We start from the raw sequence: 20,332 nt of genomic DNA on the forward strand, positions 1-20,332 counted from the left end.
GGGGGGGGTGGGGGGGGCTGTTGGCCGCCCCCCCCCCCCCCGGGGGGGGGGGCCGGGGCGGGGCGGGGGGGGGGGGGTTGGGGGGCACACCCGCCCGCCCCGCGGCGGATGTGCGTAAGTGCTGGTCAGCCCAACGCGTCGAGCCAGATACGGCGGGCGTCGAGCGCCTCCTGAGCGGCCTTGACCTTGGACTCGTCGCCGCTGGCCTTCGCGTCGGCGAGCTCCTGCTCGAGCTTCGCGATGGCTGCGTTCAACTGGCTGGCGAGCCCCTCGGTGCGCGCCTTCTTCTCGGGGTTGTTGCGCTCCCAGTGCTCCTCGTCGAGCCGGCGCACGGCCGCCTCGATCTTGCGCAGCCGGTCCTCGATCGGACGCACCTGCTCGCGCGGGACCCGGCCGATGGCGTCCCAGCGCTCCTGCACCGAGAGCAGGGCGGCACGGGCCTTCTCGCGGTCCTTCTCCTGCAGGATGGGCTCGGCCTCGTCGAGGAGGGCCAGCTTCTGCTGCAGGTTGGCCTCGTACTCGACGTTGTCGCGGGCGTCGACTTCGGCCTTCGCGGCGTAGATGGCGTCGCCGGCGGCCTTGAACCGGGCCCACAGGGCGTCGTCGTTCTTCTTGCCGGCGCGTCCGGCCAGCTTCCACTGGTCGAGGAGGCGGCGGTACTCGGGGACGCCGTCGGCGCCCTGCGGGATGAGCGCCTCTGCCTGCTCGATGAGCGCGTTCTTGCGCGTGCGGACGTCGCGGTGCTGGTTGTCGAGGTCGGCGAAGAACGCCTTGCGGTTGTGCTCGATGGTGGAGCGGGCGCCGCGGAACCGCTTCCAGAGCTCGTCGGCCTTGGCCTTGGGGAGGCGCGGGCCGTCGTGCTGGTGGGTCTGCCACCGCGCGAACAGCGCGTCGAGGGCGGCGGTGGTCTGCTTCCACTGCGTGCGGGCCGGGTCCTGGGCGGCGAGGCCCTCGGCCTCCTCGACGATGGCGGTGCGTTCGACGACGGCCTGCTCGACCGCGGCCTTCGCCTCGGCGCTCTGCTGCTCGGTCAGCTCCTCGACGGTGCCGCCCAGCGCGTCCAGGCGCGTGAGCAGAGACGCGAGGTCGCCGACGGCGTTCGCGCCCTCGACGGCGGAGCGGAGGTTCGCGACCGACTTCGCGACGTCGCCGGCGGGTGCGCCGCGCCGGGCGCGCTGCTCGAGCAGGGAGACCTGGCCGGCGAGATCCGTGTACTTGCGCTCGAAGTACGCGAGCGCCTCCTCCTGCGTTCCGTCCGGGTACTGACCGACGGCGCGCTCGCCATCGCCCTCGCGCACGTAGACGGTGCCGTCCTCGTCGACGCGACCCCACGGGTGCTGATCAGAAGTAGCCAAGAGCCTCACCTTGCTGCTGTGCTGTCCGGGCGGGTGCCCGCCCGACGGTCGGAATCAGCCTATTGCACACGCCGCGGTCACTGCAGCGTGAAGCTGCCGATGGTCGTCTTCACCGCGGGGGCGCCGTCGGACGAGCCGCCCTCGATGCCCTTGTCGGCGACGTCGGCGATGAGCGTGTCGAGCCCGCTGGTGACGGTGCCGATGACCGTGTAGCCGCCGGCGGCGTCGGACGGGATCGTGGTGTCCTTGTAGACCACGAAGAACTGGCTGCCCTGGCTGTACGCGTTGCCGCCCTGGCGGGCCATCGCGATGGTGCCGGCCTTGTAGACGTTGTCGGCAGGGGCGTTCTCGATCGGGCCGTACGAGTATCCGGGGCCGCCCGAGCCGTCGCCCTGGGGGTCGCCGCACTGCAGCACGTAGAAGCCGCCGTTGGTGAGGCGGTGGCAGCTGAGCCCGTCGTAGAAGCCCTTCTGCGTGAGGGAGACCGTGGAGGCGACCGCCTGCGGGGCGGCCTTGCCGTCGAGCGAGACGCCGAGGTCGATGCCGTTGATGTTCAGCGTGCCGGTCCAGCTGCGGTTCTCGGAGAGGGAGGCGGGGGGAACGTCTCCGGAGTTCTGCCCGGTCGCCGTCGGGGTCGGGGCGGGCGTCGCCGATGCCGACGGCGAGGCGCTGACCGCGCCGGGGCCGGCGCCGAAGTAGAGCAGCTGCGTGCCGACCGCGAGGCCGACGATCACGATGACGGCGATGCCGGCGATCCAGTTGTCCCGCTTGCGGCGGGCCACGGAGCGCTCGTGCACGCTCTGCCTGGCCTGGTAGGCGCGCAGGCGCTCCCTCGCCTGGCGGGCCTCGCGGTCGTTCTGCTTGCTAGGTGCCACGTCTGTCCTCTGTCAGGCGCCTCGGCCGTGCTGCCGGGCGGGGGAAAGGGGTAGCGCGGGCGCCTGCCCGCGAGTCATGGAGAACCTTAGCGGGCGCGCCTTTGAGCGACAAAAGGCCTCAGTGGGAGTGTCGGCGGGAGTGTCGGTGGCAGCGACTAGCCTGGTCGGGTGGTCGATGTGCAACCTGGGCTCCGCACCGGAGCGACGCCGCTCGCCGTGCGCATGCGGCCGACGTCGCTCGACGAGGTCGCGGGTCAGCGCCACCTGCTGAAGCCCGGGTCGCCGCTGGTCGCGCTGGCGTCGGACAAGGAGGGGACCTCCGGCTCCGTCTCGGTGATCCTGTGGGGGCCTCCCGGAACGGGCAAGACCACGCTCGCCCAGGCCATCGCGCACTCGTCCGGCCGTCGCTTCGTCGAGCTCTCCGCCGTCACCGCCGGCGTGAAGGACGTCCGCCTGGTGATGGAGGAGGCGCTCTCCACCCGCGACCTGTACGGCGTGTCCACGGTGCTGTTCCTCGACGAGATCCACCGCTTCACCAAGGCGCAGCAGGATGCGCTGCTCCCCGGCGTCGAGAACGGCTGGGTGACCCTGGTCGCCGCGACTACCGAGAACCCGTCGTTCTCGGTGATCTCGCCCCTCCTGTCGCGCTCGCTCCTGCTGACCCTCGAGACGCTCAGCGACGACGACCTCGGCGTGGTGATCGACCGCGCGGTCGCCGACGACCGCGGCCTCGCCGGTCAGTACGAGCTGGAGGCCGATGCCCGCGCCGCACTCATCCGGCTCGCCTCCGGCGACGCGCGCAGGGCGCTCACCGCCCTCGAGGCAGCCTCAGTGACGGCGGCCTCCGCCACGCCCGCGACCGCCAAGAAGAAGCCGCTCATCACCGCCGAGCTCGTGGCGCAGGCCGTCGACCGCGCGCTGCTGCGGTACGACCGCAACGGCGACGAGCACTACGACGTGATCAGCGCGTTCATCAAGTCGGTGCGCGGCTCCGACGTCGACGCGGCGCTGCATTACCTGGCCCGGATGATCGAGGCGGGGGAGGACCCGCGGTTCATCGCCCGCCGCATCATCGTGTCGGCCTCGGAGGACATCGGGATGGCCGACCCCCAGGCGCTGGTCGTCGCGATCGCGGCCGCCGACGCGGTCCAGTACATCGGGATGCCGGAGGGGCGCATCCCGCTGGCCCAGGCAGTCGTGCACCTGGCCACCGCACCCAAGTCGAACGCGGCGTACATGGCGCTCGACGCGGCCATCGCCGACGTGCGGGCGGGGAAGATCGGGAGGGTGCCCAAGCATCTCCGCGACGCCCACTACCCGGGCGCCAAGCGGCTCGGCCACGGCAAGGGCTACAAGTACCCGCACGACGACGCGCTCGGCGTGCTGCGGCAGCAGTACCTGCCCGACGAGCTCGCCGACACGACGTACTACACGCCCACCGAGCACGGCAACGAGCGGGACGTGTCGTCGCGCCTCGCCAAGCTGCGCCGCATCGTGCGCGGACGCTGACCGCGGTCTGCTAGACTCGATGGGCCTAGAAGCGCGTTCAGGGTGCGGCTGCCCGGAACGCGCTTTCGACGGGGGCGGCCCTGTAGCCGGGCGCTCCTGGCAGTGAATCCCTCTCTCAGCGCACCCGCCGTGCGCGCGGACGCCTGTGTCGCGTTCCGCAGTTTTCGTACTAGAGAGACCATTGAAAGGAAATCGTGTCCTCACGAGCCCGTAGCAAGACCCGCGAGTCGCGTGCCCTCGGCATCGCACTCACCCCGAAGGCCGCGCGCTACCTCGAGAAGCGCCCGTACGCCCCGGGTGAGCACGGCCGCACCAAGCGCAAGGCCGACTCCGACTACGCCGTGCGTCTGCGCGAGAAGCAGCGTCTGCGCGCCCAGTACGGCATCCGCGAGAAGCAGCTCCGCATCGCGTTCGACGAGGCCCGCCGCACGCAGGGCCTGACCGGTGAGAACCTGGTCGAGATCCTCGAGATGCGCCTGGACGCCCTCGTCCTCCGCGCCGGCTTCGCCCGTACCATCTCCCAGGCCCGCCAGTTCGTGGTGCACCGCCACATCCTGGTCGACGGCAAGATCGTGGACCGCCCGTCGTTCCGCGTGAAGCCGGGTCAGCTCATCCACGTCAAGGCCCGCTCCGAGGGCACCGAGCCGTTCCAGGTGGCGGCCGCCGGCGGTCACGTCGACGTCCTCCCCAAGGTGCCCGGCTACCTCGACGTCGAGATCGACAAGCTCCAGGCCCGCCTCCTGCGCCGCCCGAAGCGCGTCGAGGTCCCGGTGACCTGTGAGGTCCAGCTGGTCGTCGAGTACTACGCGCAGCGCTAAGGCGTCGCGAGACTCCCGGACGGGGTCGTGGCTTCGGCCACGGCCCCGTCCGTCGTCTCCCCGGGAGTCCGCCGTTTCAGCGCTAGGCTGGAGCGGCGCCTCACGCGCATATATGGCGGCGACGGAATGGAAGGACCTCTCGTGTCTGGTGGCGACATCGCAGGACTGATCGCGGCGGCCGTCTTCGCCGTGCTGGTGGGCTTCATCGCCGTTCCGCTGCTCAAGCTCGGGCGGGTGCTCGACCAGACGCGCACGGCGATCAAGGAGGCGAGCGACGGCATCACGCCGATCCTCGACGAGACCGCGACGACCCTCCAGGAGACGAACAAGCAGCTCGCACGCGTCGACACCATCACCCGCAACGTCGCGGATGTGACCGGCAACGTGTCGGCGCTGGTGGCGCTGTTCGCGGCCACGGTCGGCGGTCCGCTCATCAAGCTGGCCGGCTTCAGCGCGGCCGTGAAGGCGGCGTTCGCGGCGGCCGGCGGCTCCCGACGCTCCCGCCGCGGCACGCACTAGACTCGACAGGTGCTCCAGACGCGCTGACGCGCGCACGCTCAGCGCACGCATCCAGGAGGGAAGATCAGCAATGAAGAGTTTCCTGTGGCTCCTCGTCGGTGTCGGAATCGGCTTCGTCGTCGCCCACAAGGTCAACGAGACCGCCAAGGGTCGCGAGTTCTTCAGCACGCTCGACCAGAAGGCGCGCGACTTCGGCGAGGCCGTCTCCGACGGCTACCGCCAGCGCGAGGCCGAGCTGCGCTCCGCCATCGGCGACTGACCGCCTCCTCCCTCCCCACGCTCCCGCCCCGATCGACCGGAACCCATGCAGACTGCTGAAATCCACCGCCGCTGGCTCGACTTCTTCGCCGAGCGCGGCCACACCGTCGTCCCGTCCGCCTCACTGGTCAGCGACGACCCCTCCCTGCTGTTCACGGTGGCGGGGATGGTGCCCTTCGTCCCGTATCTGACCGGGGTGGTTCCCGCGCCGTTCCCGCGCGCGACGAGCGTGCAGAAGTGCATCCGCACCCTCGACATCGACGAGGTCGGCAAGACGCCGCGGCACGGCACCTTCTTCCAGATGTGCGGCAACTTCTCGTTCGGCGACTACTTCAAGGAGCAGGCGATCACGTTCGCCTGGGACCTGCTCACCACCGCGGAGGACGAGGGCGGCCTCGGCTTCTCTCCCGACGACCTGTGGGTGACGGTGTACGAGGAGGACGACGAGGCGCGCGAGATCTGGCGCCGCGTCTCCGGCCTCCCGGAGGAGAAGATCCAGGGCCTCGGAAAGGACACCAACTACTGGTCGACCGGGCAGCCCGGCCCGGCAGGTCCCTGCTCGGAGATCTTCTTCGACCGCGGCCCCGCGTACGGCATCGACGGCGGACCGGCGACCGACGACGACCGCTACGTCGAGATCTGGAACCTCGTCTTCATGCAGTACCTGCGCGGCGAGGGCACCGGCAAGACGGACTTCGAGATCCTCGGCGACCTGCCGAAGAAGAACATCGACACCGGCATGGGCCTGGAGCGCGTCGCCTTCATCAAGCAGGGCGTCGACAACATGTACGAGATCGACCAGGTCCGGCCGGTGCTCGACCGCGCGGCCGTGCTCGCGAACAAGCCGTACGGCAACGAGGCGCACGAGGACGACGTCCGGCTGCGCGTCGTCGCCGACCACGTCCGCAGCGCGCTCATGCTCATGACGGACGGCGTCACGCCGTCGAACGAGGGCCGCGGCTACGTGCTGCGCCGCCTGCTGCGCCGCACCGTGCGCGCGATGCGCCTGCTGGGCGTCGACGGGCCGACGTTCCCCGAGCTGTTCACCGCCTCCCGCGACGCCATGAAGGCCGCCTACCCGGAGGTCGCGACCGAGTTCGACCGCGTCTCCCAGCTCGCGTACGCCGAGGAGGAGACCTTCCTGCGCACGCTCGCGTCGGGAACGACCATCCTCGACACCGCGGTCGCGAACACGCGGAACTCCGGCAGGAAGGAGCTCGCGGGCGACACCGCGTTCCTCCTCCACGACACGTACGGCTTCCCGATCGACCTGACGCTGGAGATGGCCGAGGAGGCGGGCCTCACCGTCGACCGCGCCGCCTTCGACTCGCTCATGGCCGACCAGCGCGCCCGCGCGAAGGCGGACGCCAAGGCGAAGAAGACGGCGCTGGCCGACCTGTCGGTCTACAGCGCGTTCCGCTCGCAGGGCGAGACGGTCTTCACCGGCTACACCGAGCTGGAGACCGAGTCGAGCGTGCTCGGCCTCATCGTCGACGGCCAGTCGGTCAACAAGGCCACCGAGGGGCAGATCGCCGAGGTCATCCTGGGCGCCACCGCGCTCTACGCGGAGTCCGGCGGCCAGGACGCCGACGCCGGCACGATCGTCGGCCCTGGCTACGAGCTCGAGGTGCTCGACGTGCAGAAGCCCGTGAAGGGGCTCATCAGCCACAAGGTGCAGGTGCGCAGCGGCGAGGTCGGCGTCGGCGCTCCCGCGACCAGCCTGGTCGACGCGGAGTACCGCCGCGGCGCCCGGCAGGCGCACTCCGGCACGCACATCATCCACGCGGCCCTGCGCGAGGTGCTCGGACCGAACGCGCACCAGTCCGGCTCGTACAACAAGGCCGGCTACCTGCGCCTCGACTTCTCCTGGAACCAGGCGCTCTCTCCCGAGACGCGCAGCGAGATCGAGGAGATCTCGAACAACGCCATCCGGAAGAACCTCGAGGTCACCACCCGCGAGCTGCCGCTGGCCGAGGCCAAGGCGCTCGGCGCGATGGCGCTGTTCGGCGAGAAGTACGGCGACGTCGTGCGCGTCGTCGACATCGGCGGCCCCTGGTCGCGCGAGCTCTGCGCGGGCACGCACGTCACCAGCAGCTCCGAGATCGGGATGATCAACCTCGTCAGCGAGTCGTCGGTGGGCTCGACGAACCGGCGCGTCGAGTCGCTCGTCGGCCTCGAGGCGTTCCGCGACCTCGCCGTCGAGCGCACGATCGTGTCGCAGCTCTCCAGCTCGCTGAAGACGCCGCGCGAGCAGCTGCCCGAGAAGATCGCCGACCTCATGGCGAATCTGAAGGCGGCCGAGAAGCGCATCCAGGCGTTCGAGGCACGTGCTGTGCTCGACAGGGTGCCCGCGCTGCTCGAGAAGGCCGCGCGACGCGGCGAGGTCCGCGTGGTGGCGGAGGACGCCGGCACGCTGAACTCGGCCGACGACCTCCGGCTGCTCGTGACCACGGTGCGCGAGCGCCTCGGCTCCGACCCCGCCGCCGTCGCCCTCGCGGCGCAGGCGGGCGGCAAGCCGGTCGTCATCGTCGCCACGAACCAGGCAGCGCGTGACGCCGGGGTGAATGCGGGCGCGCTCGCGAAGACCGCGGCCGGGATCCTCGGCGGCGGAGGCGGCGGCAAGGCCGACCTCGCGCAGGGCGGCGGAACCGACGCGGCCGCGATCCCCGCGGCGCTCAGCGCGGTCGTCTCGGCGATCGGCTGACGCGTGCGCGACGGGGTGCGGCTCGGGATCGACGTCGGCAAGGTCCGCGTCGGTGTCAGCCGCTCCGACCCCGGCGGGCTGATGGCGACGCCGTACGAGACGGTGCAACGCTCCGAGGATGCTGCGGATCGCCGCCGGATCGGCGAGATCGTGGGCGAACTCGGAGTTTCGGAGATTATCGTCGGTCTGCCGCTGGCGCTCTCCGGGGCGCACACCGCATCGACCGCCGACGCCGTCTCCTTCGCGGAGGCGCTGGCCTCCGAGCTGGGCGTTCCGGTGCGGCTGATGGATGAGCGGCTGACGACGGTCTCGGCGCACACCGCGCTGCGGGCCGGCGGCAAGAACACGAAAAAGGCGCGTCCGGTGGTGGATCAGGTGGCTGCCGCGATAATTTTGCAGCACGCCCTCGACGCGGAGCGCGCTTCCGGCCGCCCGCCTGGCGAACCCGTCGATCCGAGCACCTGACCGAAGCGAGCATAGGACCTCCCTTGTCCCAGAATCCGAACGAGAAGCCGGAGCCGCCCGCGTTCCCTGCTGTCAACCGGCAGCCGATGACCCGCCGGGAGGCCCGTCTGGCTCGGGAGGCCCAGGAGGCCCAGCAGGCGCCGGAGACTCAGCAGGCGCAGGAGACTCAGCAGGCGCAGGAGGCGAACGCGGCTCCTGAGGGGCCGGCCGCTCCGCAGGCGCAGGTCGCTCAGCCCGCCGAGCCGGTGCAGACCGAGCGTCCGCCGCTGCTGCAGAGCGGCCCCGTGCCGGCCGTGCCCGAGACCGATACCGATCGCGTCGCCCTCGACCGGCTGGACTTCGACGCCGTGATCACCGGCCCGATCGCGCAGGTGGAGCAGCCGCAGCCCGTGGGCGCCGCGGTGCGCCACCACGGCGCCGACGAGCACGACCACGACCATCCGGCCCGCACGCTGTTCGGCGTCTTCGCGGATCACGACGAGCAGGCCGAGGAGACCGGGTCCCCGCTCGCCTGGCGCCAGCAGAACTACCTCTCGCACGAGGACCCGCCCAAGCGCAAGCGCCGCTGGCTGCGGCCGCTGATCGTCTTCGTCGTCATCTTCGGCGTGCTCGGCGGGATGGCCGGCGCGGCCTACGCCGTCTTCCAGCCGCAGGTCGCGGCGCTGGTCGAGAAGTTCGCGCCCAAGGACGACGACTACACCGGCGACGGCACCGGCGAGGTCATGTTCACGATCGTCTCCGGCGACACCGGCTCGGACATCGCCACCAACCTCCACAAGGCCGGGGTGACCAAGAGCTACGACGCCTTCTACTCGCTGCTGCTGCGGCAGAGCTCCGAGGTCGAGTTCCAGCCGGGCGTCTTCAAGCTGGCGAAGCAGATGAGCGCACGGTCGGCGCTCGTCGCGCTGCAGGATCCGGCCAGCCGCGTCGAGAACACGGCGGTCATCCCCGAGGGGACCGCCGCGGTCGACGCGCTGCAGATCGTCTCCGAGCAGGCGGGCATCTCGCTCGACGAGCTGAAGGCCGCCGCCGCGAAGCCCGCGGACTTCGGGCTGCCCCCGGAGGCGAAGTCGCTGGAGGGCTTCCTGTTCCCCGCGACCTACACCTTCGGTCCTGGCACGACCGCGCACGACGCCATCAAGACGATGGTGGACAGGATGTTCCAGTCGCTCGACCAGGCGGGCGTCGCGCCGGCGGACCGCTGGAAGACGGTGATCCTGGCCTCCGTCGTGCAGCGCGAGGCCGGCCTGCGGGAGGACTACCCGAAGGTCGCGCGCGTGTTCCTCAACCGCATCGCCCAGGGCTGGGACCTGCAGTCGGACGCGACCGTCGCGTACGGCACCGGCAACACGCACCGTGTCGAGACGACCGACGCCGAGCGGGCCGACGCGAGCAACCCGTACAACACGTACGTGCACCCCGGCCTCCCGGTCGGCCCGATCTCCAACCCCGGCGACCTGGCGATCGACGCCGTGGTGCACCCGGCGGACGGCCCGTGGATGTTCTTCGTGACGTGGAACCTCGACACCGGCGAGACGATCTTCTCGACGACGGAGGCCGAGCACGAGGCCGCGGTCGAGAAGTGGCAGCAGTGGATGAAGGAACACCCCGAGTATGAGTGACACCGGCAAGAACCCCCGCACCCCCCGCACCGCCCGCGCGGCCGCCGACGAGCGTCCCGCACAGGAGGACGGCGTCTCGGAGGCCTCCGCGGAGGCCGAGATCGCGGCGCTGGTCGAGGCCGAGCGTGCGGCCGAGGCCGAGGAGCGCGCCGTCGAGGAGGCCGAGGAGGCCGCCGAGCGCGAGGAGCCGGACGACGACGACCTCGACGAGGCCGGGCTCGAGGAGGGCGACCAGCCCGACGACGACGCGGACGACGACGCGGACGATGACGATGACGACGCGGACGACGACGACGATGACCCGGACGACGACGACCCGGACGACGACGATGACGCGGACGACGACGATGACGACGCGGACGCCGCCCCCGCCCCCTCCTACCGCCTCGCGGTGCTCGGCTCGCCGGTCGCGCACTCCCGCTCGCCCGAGCTGCACGCCGCCGCATACGAGGCGCTCGGCCTCGACTGGTCGTACGAGGCCGTCGACGTGCCGGAGGACGGCCTGGCCGACTTCATCGACGGTCTCGGCCAGGAGTGGCGCGGGCTCTCGCTCACGATGCCGCTGAAGCAGGCCGTGCTGCCGCTGCTCACCGAGGTCGACCACGTCGCCGAGCAGACCGGGGCCGCGAACACGGTCCTGTTCGATGGGGAGGCCGTCGCCGGCTTCAACACCGATGTCTCCGGCATCGTCCGGGCGCTCGCGGGCGCCGGGCTGACCGAGGCCCGCTACGTCCACATCCTCGGCGGGGGAGCGACGGCGGCCTCCGCCCTCGCCGCGACCGCCGAGCTCGGCGCCGAGCGCGTCGACGTGCACGTGCGCGACCTCGAGAAGTCGGCATCGCTGGAGCCGCTGGCGCACGAGCTCGGGCTGATGATCCGGCTGCGGTCGTTCAGTCAGGCGGACCGCTCGCTCGACATCCCCGACCTCGTCATCAGCACGCTCCCGGGCGGTGCGACCACGGAGGCGCTGTACACGGACGGAACCCGCCGCCGCGCGGTGCTGCTCGACGTGGCGTACGAGCCGTGGCCGAGCGCGCTCGCGACGGCGTGGACGTCCGTCGACGGCACGGTCGTCTCCGGCCTCCTCATGCTCGTGCACCAGGCGCTGCTCCAGGTGCGGATCTTCGTCTCCGGCGATCCGCTGCAGCCGCTGCCCGACGAGGAGGGCGTGCTGGAGGCGATGCTCGACGCCGCCGGGATCGACGCCGCCGGGGTCCCGCTGGAGGGCTGAGACCCGACGTCCGGGGTCGGTCCGCCCGCGCGCGCTGTGCCAGAATCGATCTATGCTTCGTTGGCTCACGGCCGGGGAATCCCACGGTCCCGAACTCATCGCCGTCCTGGAGGGACTCCCCGCCGGAGTCCCCGTCTCGCTCGACGAGGTGCGTGCCGACCTGGCCCGCCGCAAGCTCGGCTACGGTCGCGGCGCGCGGATGAAGTTCGAGCAGGACGCGCTGGACGTCTCCGGCGGCGTGCGCCACGGCCTGAGCCTGGGCAGCCCGATCGCCCTGCGCATCGGTAACACCGAGTGGCCGAAGTGGGTCGACGTGATGAGCCCGGAGCCGGTCGACCCTGAGGTGCTGAACAGCGGCCGCGGCGCGGCTCTGACGCGTCCGCGTCCCGGCCACGCCGACCTGGTCGGCATGCAGAAGTACGGCTTCGACGAGGCCCGGCCGATCCTCGAGCGCGCGAGCGCCCGCGAGACGGCGGCGCGCGTCGCCCTCGGCGCGGTCGCGCGGTCGTTCCTCCGCGAGCTGGGGATCACCCTCGTGAGCCACACGCTCTCGATCGGCCCGGTCCGCGTGCCGGAGGGCTCGCCGCTGCCGCGTCCGGAGGACGTCGCGACGCTCGACGCCGATCCGCTGCGCTGCTTCGACCCCGCCACCTCCGAGCGGATGGTCGCCGAGGTCGACGCCGCCCACAAGGACGGCGACACCCTCGGCGGCGTCGTGGAGGTGCTCGCGTACGGCCTCCCGCCGGGGCTCGGCTCGCACGTGCACTGGGACCGTCGGCTCGACGCGCAGCTCGCCGCCGCGCTGATGGGCATCCAGGCGATCAAGGGCGTGGAGGTCGGCGACGGCTTCCTCACCACCACCCGCCGCGGCTCCGAGGCGCACGACGAGCTCGTCGCCGAGGACGGTACGATCGTCCGCACCAGCGACAAGGCCGGCGGCACCGAGGGCGGGATGAGCACCGGCAGCGTGCTCCGCGTCCGCGCCGGTATGAAGCCGATCGCGACGGTTCCGCGCGCCCTGCGCACGATCGACGTCGCCACCAGCGAGGCGGCCCCGGCCCACCACCAGCGCTCCGATGTCTGCGCGGTCCCCGCGGCCGGTGTCGTCGCGGAGGCGATGGTCGCGCTGGTGCTGGCCAACGCGGTGCTGGAGAAGTTCGGCGGCGACTCGCTGCCCGAGACCGCCCGCAACCTGCGCGGCTACCTCGACAGCATCCCGCAGAACCTCGCCACCGAGCGCGTCAGCGCCCCGTACGCCTGACCGCGATGACGGTCGTGCTCATCGGGCCGCCCGCGGCCGGCAAGACGCGGGTCGGCAAGCGGCTCGCGAAGCGTCTCCACCTGCCGTTCGTCGACACCGACGCGGTCGTCGTGGCGCAGCACGGCCCCATCCCGCAGATCTTCGCCGAGCACGGGGAGGCGCACTTTCGCGCGCTCGAACGCGCGGCCGTGGCGGAGGCGCTGGTCGACCCCGGCGTCGTCTCGCTCGGGGGCGGCGCCATCCTCGACGCGGACACCCGCGCCGACCTCGCCGACCGGCGGGTGGTGCTCATCACCGTCGAGGCTGCCGCCATCGCCGACCGGATCAACAACGCCAAGCGGCCGCTGGTCACCGACCTCGAGTCGTGGAAGCGGCTCGTCGCCCAGCGCAAGCCGCTCTACGACTCGCTCGCCGACTACACGGCCGACACCTCCCGCCGCCCGATCGACACGATCGTCGAGGAGATCGCGGCCTGGGTCGAGGCGCAGCAGCGCGCGGAGAAGCAGCACCACCAGGAAGGACAGTCATGACCGACGCCCCCACCGAGATCCTCGTCGCGGGGGACACGCCCTATCCGGTCGTCGTCGGCCGCGGCCTCCGCCACGACCTGGCTCCGTACCTCGGCTCCGGTGTCGCGAAAATCCTCGTCGTCCACCCGCCGACGCTCGGTGCGGCGGCGGCCGAGCTGCGCGAGTCGCTGCTCGGCCAGTACGATGTGCTCCTGGCCGAGGTGCCGGACGCGGAGGCCGCCAAGCGGGTCGAGGTCGCCTCGTTCCTCTGGGGCATCATGGGCCAGGCCGACTTCACCCGCTCCGACGCGGTCATCGGCTTCGGCGGCGGAGCGGTCACCGACCTGGCCGGCTTCGTCGCGGCGACCTGGCTGCGCGGCGTGAAGCTCGTGCAGGTGCCGACCACTCTGCTCGGGATGGTGGATGCGGCCGTCGGCGGCAAGACGGGCATCAACACGGCCGAGGGCAAGAACCTGGTCGGCGCCTTCTACGCGCCGGCGGCGGTGATCTGCGACCTCGAGACGCTGACCTCGCTCGGCCGCAACGAGATCCTCGCCGGGTTCGCGGAGGTCGTGAAGTACGGCTTCATCGCCGAGCCCGAGATCCTCGACATCATCGAGCGCGACGTCGACCGCGCCACCGATCCGGAGTCGCCGGAGCTGCGCCGCCTGGTCGAGCTGTCGATCGGGATCAAGGCGCGCGTGGTGGGGGAGGACTTCACCGAGCAGGGGCTCCGCGAAATCCTCAACTACGGCCACACGCTCGGCCACGCGATCGAGCACGCCGAGCGGTACCAGTGGCGCCACGGCGCGGCGATCTCGGTCGGCATGGTCTACGCGGCCGAGCTCGGCCGGCTGAGCGGGCGGCTCTCGGACGAGGTCGTCGACCGGCACCGCCGCATCCTCGAGTCGCTGACCCTGCCGACCTCGTACCCGCTCGGCCGCTGGCAGACTCTGCTCGCGACCATGCAGAGGGACAAGAAGGCGCGAGGCAGTATGCTGCGCTTCATCGTGCTCGACGACATCGCCCGGCCGACCGTGCTCGCCGGTCCGGACCAGAGCCTGCTGTTCGCCGCCTACCAGGAGGTCGCCTCATGACGACGACGAAGACCCCGCTCGAACGCTTCCAGGCCAAGCCGGGCGACGCCGTCGCGATCGTCGGCGCCGCCTCGCCGGAGGAGCGGGCGGTCGTCGGTGCGCTGCCAGAGGGCGCGACCGAGACCGCGGCCGCGGGCGCCGCGGTCGTCGTCACCCTCGTGCGCTCCCGTGCGGAGCTGGTGGAGCGCTACCGCGAGCAGCTCCCCGTGGTCGCGGGCGCGAAGGCGGTCTGGTACCTGTACCCCAAGGGCAACAAGGCCGACGTGAACCGCGACGGCGTCGCCGCCGAGGCCCGCCCGTTCGGCTGGCGCGCGGTGAGCAACCTCGCGGTGGACGACGTGTGGTCGGCCATCCGGGTCCGTCCGCTGAAGGAGGGCGAGGAGTGAGCACGGTCCTGGTCCTCAACGGCCCCAACCTGGGCCGTCTCGGCACGCGCGAGCCCGACGTCTACGGCGCGGGAACGCTCGACGACCTCCGCTCGGTGCTGCAGGAGGACGCGCCCGACTGGACGATCGACCTCCGCCAGACCGACACCGAGGGCGAGCTGCTCGGCTGGCTGCACGAGGCTGCCGACAGCGGCGCGCCGGTCATCCTGAACGCGGGAGCCTGGACGCACTACTCGTTCGCGCTGCACGACGCCGTGTCCCTCGTCACGAAGGCCGGAGGCACCGTGCTGGAGGTGCACCTGTCGAATCCGCACGCCCGTGAGGAGTTCCGCCACACCAGCGTGATCACCCCCGTGGCGACCGGCGTCATCGCCGGGCTGGGCTTCGAGTCGTACCGTCTGGCGCTCGCGTACATTCGCCGAAACGCCCGCTGACGTCTAGAATCTCTGGGGGCCGCCGCACGCCGGCGCCCATCGTGGACGGCGCCGAGCGTCGCATCCACCCGGATCTTCCCGCATACGTGAATGGAACCTGCGCATGGCATCGACCGCTGACATCAAGAACGGCATCGTCCTCAACATCGACGGACAGCTCTGGAGCGTGATCGAGTTCCAGCACGTCAAGCCGGGCAAGGGCGGAGCCTTCGTCCGCACGAAGCTGAAGAACGTCACCACCGGCAAGACGGTCGACCGCACGTACAACGCGGGCGCGAAGATCGACATCACGAACGTCGACCGCCGCGACTACCAGTACCTGTACCAGGACGGCGCCGACTTCGTCTTCATGGACACCAGCGACTACGACCAGATCACCATCCAGGGCTCGGTCGTCGGCGACGCCGCCAACTTCATGCTCGAGAACCAGAACGTCACCGTCGCGCTGCACGAGGGCACCCCGCTGTACGTCGAGCTCCCCGCCTCCGTCGTGCTGGAGATCACCTACACCGAGCCGGGCCTGCAGGGCGACCGCTCCACCGGCGGCACCAAGCCCGCGACCGTCGAGACCGGCTACCAGATCCAGGTCCCGCTGTTCCTCGAGACCGGCACCAAGGTCAAGGTCGACACCCGCACCGGCGACTACCTCGGCCGCGTCAACGACTAGTGAGCGCCAGGACCAAGGCGCGCAAGCGCGCGCTCGACGTGCTCTACAGCGCCGACCTGCGCCAGCAGCCGCTGCCGCAGGCCCTGGCGGTCGCGGCCGAACGTGCGGTGAACGAGCCGGCGCGTGAGGCGTCGTGGCTGTACGCCCGCGAGATCCTCGACGGCATCGTCGACCACCAGGACGAGATCGACGAGCAGATCGAGACGTACGCCCAGGGCTGGACGCTCGCCCGCATGCCCGCCGTCGACCGCGCCATCCTGCGCATCGGCGTCTGGGAGCTGCTGTTCAACGACGAGGTCCCGGACGGCGTCGCCATCTCGGAGGCGGTGGAGGCGGCGACCGTGCTGTCGACGGACGACTCCGCCGGTTTCGTGAACGGCCTGCTCGCGAAGATCGCGCAGTCCCAGCCGAAGAAGCCGTCCTCGCCGAAGGAGGCGCAGTGAGCATCGCGCGGCGCGCACTCGCGGCGGCGGCCGTCGCCGTCGCGCTGCTGACCGGTGCGTCCGGCTGCGCCATGCTGGGCGGTGACTCGTCCGTCCCGGTGGCGACCGCGAAGCCCCCGACGGGCACCGACGGCGCCGTCGACTTCGACGGCCGCTTCCTGAGCGCCGGCAACGGCGAGAAGACCGTCGACATCTGGTTCGACGCGATGTGCCCGGTGTGTGGCGCGTTCGAGGAGGCCAACGGCGACACGCTCGCGAACGCCGTGAACGACGGCGACATCACGCTGCGGCTGCACCCGTTGACGTTCCTGGACCGCGCCTCCAACGGGACCGGGTACTCCACGCGCGCCGCAGCCGCGCTGGTGTGCGTGGGCGTGCACGACTCCACGCGGGTGCTCGACTACTACCAGGCCCTGTTCACCGACCAGCCGGAGGAGGGGTCGAACGGCCTCACCGACGAGCAGCTCGCGAAGCGCGCCTCCGACCTGGGGATCGCGGACATCGGCGGCTGCATCGACCGCAGCGGCCCCTACCAGGCGTGGGCGCAGGACAACACCGCGCAGTCGCAGCAGGGCCCGATCGAGGTGGACGGGAAGAAGGTGCTCGACCGCATCGAGGGCACCCCGACCGTCCTGGTGAACGGCGAGCAGTACACCGGCAGCGTGACCGACGCGAAGAAGTTCGAGGCGTTCCTCGGCTCGCACTGAGCGGGCCGAGCACCGAGTCGGCGGAGCACTGCTAGGCTGATCCGTCGACAGACATCCTTTAACAGCCGTCCTGTGAGGCGGGGAAGGAGGTCGGCATGACAGCGCGCACCGTGCTGCAGCAGGCTGACATCGCCCGGGCGTTGACCCGGATCTCCCACGAGATCCTGGAGTCGAACCGGGGAACCGACGACCTGGTGATCCTGGGCATCCCGACGCGCGGCGTCGTCCTGGCCCGGCGGATCGCCGAGAGCATCCAGCGCATCGAGCCGCAGAAGGTGGCCGACGCGGCCGCCATCGTCGGCTCGCTGGATGTGACCATGTACCGCGACGACCTGTCGCGCAACCCCACGCGCACGCCGCAGCCCACCGCGCTGCCCGGCCCGATCGACGGCAAGACCGTCGTGCTCGTCGACGACGTGCTCTACTCCGGCCGGACCATCCGAGCCGCGCTCGACGCGCTCAACGACCTCGGCCGGCCGCGCGCCGTGCGGCTCGCCGTGCTGGTCGATCGCGGCCACCGCGAGCTGCCGATCCGGGCGGACTTCGTCGGCAAGAACCTCCCGTCCGCCGCCTCCGAGCGCATCTACGTGCGGCTCGCCGACGTCGACGGCGTCGAGGCGGAGTCGGTCTCGATCGAGGGGCCCGCGACGACCGAGGGGGAGGGCGCATGAGGCACCTGCTCTCCACCAAGACGCTCTCGCGCGACGACGCGATCCGCCTCCTCGACGTGGCCGAGGACATGGCCGACGTGCAGGAGCGCGAGGTCAAGAAGCTGCCGACGCTGCGCGGCCGGACCGTCGTGAACCTCTTCTTCGAGGACTCCACCCGCACCCGCATCTCGTTCGAGGCGGCGGCCAAGCGGCTCTCGGCCGACGTGATCAACTTCTCGGCGAAGGGGTCGAGCGTGTCCAAGGGCGAGAGCCTGAAGGACACCGCCCAGACGCTCGCCGCGATGGGCGCCGACGGCGTCGTCGTGCGGCACAGCGCCTCCGGGGCGCCGCACACGCTCGCGACCAGCGGCTGGATCGACGCCGGCATCGTCAACGCGGGCGACGGGATGCACGAGCACCCGACGCAGGCGCTGCTGGACGCCTTCACGATGCGCCGCCGCCTCCACGGCCCTGCGTCGCGCGGGAAGGACCTCGACGGCGTCTCCGTCGCGATCGTCGGCGACATCCTCCACTCGCGCGTCGCGCGCTCGAACGTCTGGCTGCTGCGCACGCTGGGCGCGCACGTGACGCTGGTCGCGCCGCCGACGCTCCTGCCCGTGGACGTGTCCGGCTGGCCCGCCGCGATCGGGTACGACCTCGACGCCGCGATCGCCGCCGGGCCGGACGTCGTGATGATGCTCCGCATCCAGTCCGAGCGCATGAAGGCGGCCTTCTTCCCGACGGAACGCGAATACGCGCGGCGCTGGGGACTGGACGACGAACGACTCGGCCGTCTCGGCACCGATAGCATTGTGATGCACCCGGGCCCCATGAATCGAGGGCTGGAGATCTCAGCAGCGGCGGCCGACTCGCCCCGCTCGACGGTCAGGGAGCAGGTGGCGAACGGCGTCTCCGTGCGGATGGCCGCGTTGTACCTCCTGCTGTCCGGTGGCGATCGGGAGGCGTAGGACGATGAACGAGAAGCATGTGATCAGCGGCGCGACGCTGGCCGACGGCCGGCGCGCCGACCTCCTCATCGAGGGCGGGCGCGTCGCCGAGCTGGGCTCCGGGCTCTCCGCCGCAGGCGCCACCGTGATCGACGCGGACGGGCTGCTGGCGCTGCCCGGTCTGGTCGATCTCCACACTCACCTCCGCGAGCCCGGCTACGAGCAGAGCGAGACCGTGCTGACCGGCACGCGCGCCGCAGCGGCCGGCGGGTTCACCGCGGTGTTCGCCATGGCGAACACGTCGCCGGTGGCCGACACGGCCGGTGTCGTGGAGCAGGTGCTCAGCCTGGGCGAGGCCGCTGGCTACGCGACCGTGCGCCCGATCGGTGCCGTGACGGTCGGCCTCGCGGGGGAGCGGCTCGCCGAGCTCGGCGCGATGGCCGACTCCCGCGCGCAGGTGCGGGTGTTCTCCGACGACGGCAAGTGCGTCTCCGACCCGCTGCTGATGCGCCGGGCGCTGGAATACGTGAAGGCCTTCGACGGCGTGATCGCGCAGCACGCGCAGGAGCCGCGCCTCACCGAGGGCGCCCAGATGAACGAGGGCGCGCTGTCGGGCGAGCTGGGCCTCGCGGGCTGGCCCGCGGTGGCCGAAGAGTCGATCATCGCGCGCGACGTGCTCCTCGCCGAGCACGTCGGCTCGCGGCTGCACGTCTGCCACGTCTCGACGGCCGGCTCGGTCGATGTGATCCGCTGGGCGAAGGCCCGCGGGATCGACGTGACGGCCGAGGTCACGCCGCACCACCTCCTGCTCACCGAGGACCTCGTCGCCGGGTACGACGCCCGCTACAAGGTCAACCCGCCGCTGCGTCGCGCCGAGGACGTCGAGGCGCTGCGCGCCGGCCTCGCCGACGGCACGATCGACATCGTCGCGACCGACCACGCGCCGCACCCGGTGGAGTCGAAGGACTGCGAGTGGGACGCCGCCGCGTTCGGTATGGTCGGCCTGGAGTCCGCGCTCTCGGTCGTGCAGGCGTCGGTCGTGGACGACGGGAGGCTCGACTGGGCCGACATCGCCCGCGTGCTCTCGGCGACGCCCGCCCGCATCGGCCGGCTCGCCGGCCACGGCCACCCGCTGGAGGCCGGAGCGCCCGCCGAGCTGTTCCTCTACGACCCGACCGCGTCGCGCGAGTTCTCCACCGGCGACCTCGCCGGCAAGGGCGTCAACTCGCCGTACCTCTCGCGCACGCTGCCCGGCCGCGTCGTCGCCACGTTCCACCGCGGCCGGCCGACCGTGCTGGACGGCCGCGTGGTCGACCAGCAGAGCCTGGCACTCGCGGAGGTGGCTCGTGGATAAGCTCCTCCCGACCGTGATCACGGTCGTCATCCTCCTGGTGCTGATCCTCCTCGCCGTCTGGGGCTGGCGACGACGGGTGCGCCGCGACGCGCCGGCGGGCGGCGGGTACCCGCTCCCGGAGACGGCCGCAGAGCCCGGCCTCGTGGCCGACGTGCTCTACGTCGCGACGACGAAGGCGGGCGAGCAGCTGGAGCGCCTGGCGCTGCCCGGCCTGTCGTTCCGCGGCACGGGCGCGCTCAGCGTCGCGGCGGACGGCCTCACGATCCGCGTCGCGGGCGAGGAGCCGGTGTTCGTGCCGGCGGGCGCGCTGAGCGACGTCGGCGCCGCCTCCTACACGATCGACCGGGCGGTGGAGCGGGACGGCCTGCTCCGGCTTGGCTGGACGACCAGCGGCGGCGCGGCCGCCGACAGCTACTTCCGGGTCGTGGACCCGGCCGGCCCGGGCCCCGTGTCCGCGGCCATTCAGGACATCATCCGCCCGGCGCAGGCCGCAGGCGGCTCGACGGAAAGCGAGGTGTGAC

22 protein-coding genes are annotated in these 20,332 nt (G+C 71.7%); 20 read left to right on the forward strand and 2 right to left on the reverse strand.

What is annotated here, in order from left to right:
- Positions 1–125: 125 nt before the first annotated feature.
- Together ACR9ZG_RS07145 and ACR9ZG_RS07150 are read right to left on the reverse strand one after the other, a co-directional pair.
- On the reverse strand, positions 126–1,355 hold the full coding sequence (locus ACR9ZG_RS07145; protein WP_481284130.1) for a DUF349 domain-containing protein: 1,230 nt from the start codon (positions 1,353–1,355) through the stop codon (positions 126–128).
- Between the two features lie 77 nt (positions 1,356–1,432).
- On the reverse strand, positions 1,433–2,230 hold the full coding sequence (locus ACR9ZG_RS07150; protein ID WP_481284131.1) for a peptidylprolyl isomerase: 798 nt from the start codon (positions 2,228–2,230) through the stop codon (positions 1,433–1,435).
- A 168-nt stretch (positions 2,231–2,398) separates the two neighbouring features.
- Here ACR9ZG_RS07150 and ACR9ZG_RS07155 point away from each other — a divergent pair, with 168 nt between their 5' ends.
- The 20 genes from ACR9ZG_RS07155 (at position 2,399) to ACR9ZG_RS07250 (ending at position 20,331) form a co-directional block, all read left to right on the forward strand.
- On the forward strand, positions 2,399–3,739 hold the full coding sequence (locus ACR9ZG_RS07155; protein WP_481284132.1) for a replication-associated recombination protein A: 1,341 nt from the start codon (positions 2,399–2,401) through the stop codon (positions 3,737–3,739).
- Between the two features lie 194 nt (positions 3,740–3,933).
- On the forward strand, positions 3,934–4,557 hold the full coding sequence (gene rpsD, locus ACR9ZG_RS07160) for a 30S ribosomal protein S4 (RefSeq protein ID WP_481284133.1): 624 nt from the start codon (positions 3,934–3,936) through the stop codon (positions 4,555–4,557).
- 141 nt (positions 4,558–4,698) lie between these two features.
- Positions 4,699–5,076 (forward strand): DUF948 domain-containing protein, encoded by a 378-nt coding sequence (locus tag ACR9ZG_RS07165; RefSeq protein ID WP_481284134.1) that lies wholly within the window; start codon positions 4,699–4,701, stop codon positions 5,074–5,076.
- Between the two features lie 70 nt (positions 5,077–5,146).
- Positions 5,147–5,335: a hypothetical protein gene (locus tag ACR9ZG_RS07170; RefSeq protein ID WP_481284135.1), complete on the forward strand. Its 189-nt coding sequence runs from the start codon at positions 5,147–5,149 to the stop codon at positions 5,333–5,335.
- Between the two features lie 45 nt (positions 5,336–5,380).
- Positions 5,381–8,038 carry an alanine--tRNA ligase gene (gene alaS, locus ACR9ZG_RS07175; protein ID WP_481284136.1) on the forward strand — a complete coding sequence of 886 codons (2,658 nt, stop codon included), beginning with the start codon at positions 5,381–5,383 and terminating at the stop codon, positions 8,036–8,038.
- A 3-nt stretch (positions 8,039–8,041) separates the two neighbouring features.
- A complete protein-coding gene (ruvX, locus tag ACR9ZG_RS07180; RefSeq protein ID WP_481284137.1) occupies positions 8,042–8,503 on the forward strand; it encodes a Holliday junction resolvase RuvX in 462 nt (153 codons plus the stop codon).
- 23 nt (positions 8,504–8,526) lie between these two features.
- Positions 8,527–10,125, forward strand: a complete 1,599-nt coding sequence (mltG, locus tag ACR9ZG_RS07185; RefSeq protein WP_481284138.1) for an endolytic transglycosylase MltG — start codon at positions 8,527–8,529, stop codon at positions 10,123–10,125.
- Entirely contained in the window at positions 10,118–11,356 is a 1,239-nt protein-coding gene (locus ACR9ZG_RS07190; protein ID WP_481284139.1) for a shikimate dehydrogenase, read from the forward strand. Before mltG ends, ACR9ZG_RS07190 begins: the two co-directional genes overlap by 8 nt.
- A 52-nt stretch (positions 11,357–11,408) precedes the next feature.
- The gene (gene aroC, locus ACR9ZG_RS07195; protein ID WP_481284140.1) at positions 11,409–12,617 is read left to right on the forward strand and encodes a chorismate synthase; all 1,209 of its coding nucleotides are present in this window, start codon (positions 11,409–11,411) and stop codon (positions 12,615–12,617) included.
- 5 nt (positions 12,618–12,622) lie between these two features.
- The gene (locus ACR9ZG_RS07200; protein ID WP_481284141.1) at positions 12,623–13,147 is read left to right on the forward strand and encodes a shikimate kinase; all 525 of its coding nucleotides are present in this window, start codon (positions 12,623–12,625) and stop codon (positions 13,145–13,147) included.
- Positions 13,144–14,223 (forward strand): 3-dehydroquinate synthase, encoded by a 1,080-nt coding sequence (aroB, locus tag ACR9ZG_RS07205; protein WP_481284142.1) that lies wholly within the window; start codon positions 13,144–13,146, stop codon positions 14,221–14,223. The genes ACR9ZG_RS07200 and aroB overlap by 4 nt, the downstream gene beginning before the upstream one ends.
- Complete coding sequence (locus ACR9ZG_RS07210) at positions 14,220–14,609, forward strand: hypothetical protein (RefSeq protein ID WP_481284143.1); 390 nt, start codon at positions 14,220–14,222, stop codon at positions 14,607–14,609. The genes aroB and ACR9ZG_RS07210 overlap by 4 nt, the downstream gene beginning before the upstream one ends.
- The gene (locus ACR9ZG_RS07215) at positions 14,606–15,043 is read left to right on the forward strand and encodes a type II 3-dehydroquinate dehydratase (RefSeq protein ID WP_481284144.1); all 438 of its coding nucleotides are present in this window, start codon (positions 14,606–14,608) and stop codon (positions 15,041–15,043) included. The genes ACR9ZG_RS07210 and ACR9ZG_RS07215 overlap by 4 nt, the downstream gene beginning before the upstream one ends.
- Positions 15,044–15,146: 103 nt before the next feature.
- A complete protein-coding gene (efp, locus tag ACR9ZG_RS07220) occupies positions 15,147–15,710 on the forward strand; it encodes an elongation factor P (RefSeq protein WP_481284145.1) in 564 nt (187 codons plus the stop codon).
- Positions 15,710–16,153, forward strand: coding sequence for a transcription antitermination factor NusB (nusB, locus tag ACR9ZG_RS07225; protein WP_481284146.1), 444 nt, complete (start codon positions 15,710–15,712; stop codon positions 16,151–16,153). The genes efp and nusB overlap by 1 nt, the downstream gene beginning before the upstream one ends.
- On the forward strand, positions 16,150–16,860 hold the full coding sequence (locus ACR9ZG_RS07230; RefSeq protein WP_481284147.1) for a DsbA family protein: 711 nt from the start codon (positions 16,150–16,152) through the stop codon (positions 16,858–16,860). Before nusB ends, ACR9ZG_RS07230 begins: the two co-directional genes overlap by 4 nt.
- 95 nt (positions 16,861–16,955) lie before the next feature.
- Positions 16,956–17,531, forward strand: a complete 576-nt coding sequence (gene pyrR / locus ACR9ZG_RS07235; RefSeq protein ID WP_481284148.1) for a bifunctional pyr operon transcriptional regulator/uracil phosphoribosyltransferase PyrR — start codon at positions 16,956–16,958, stop codon at positions 17,529–17,531.
- Positions 17,528–18,478 (forward strand): aspartate carbamoyltransferase catalytic subunit, encoded by a 951-nt coding sequence (locus ACR9ZG_RS07240; RefSeq protein WP_481284149.1) that lies wholly within the window; start codon positions 17,528–17,530, stop codon positions 18,476–18,478. The genes pyrR and ACR9ZG_RS07240 overlap by 4 nt, the downstream gene beginning before the upstream one ends.
- A gap of 4 nt (positions 18,479–18,482) precedes the next feature.
- Positions 18,483–19,811 (forward strand): dihydroorotase, encoded by a 1,329-nt coding sequence (locus ACR9ZG_RS07245; RefSeq protein ID WP_481284150.1) that lies wholly within the window; start codon positions 18,483–18,485, stop codon positions 19,809–19,811.
- Positions 19,804–20,331, forward strand: coding sequence for a PH-like domain-containing protein (locus tag ACR9ZG_RS07250; RefSeq protein WP_481284151.1), 528 nt, complete (start codon positions 19,804–19,806; stop codon positions 20,329–20,331). Before ACR9ZG_RS07245 ends, ACR9ZG_RS07250 begins: the two co-directional genes overlap by 8 nt.
- The last annotated feature ends 1 nt before the right edge of the window (position 20,332 follow it).

The organism is Leifsonia sp. KNZ12-8B, assembly GCF_056755495.1.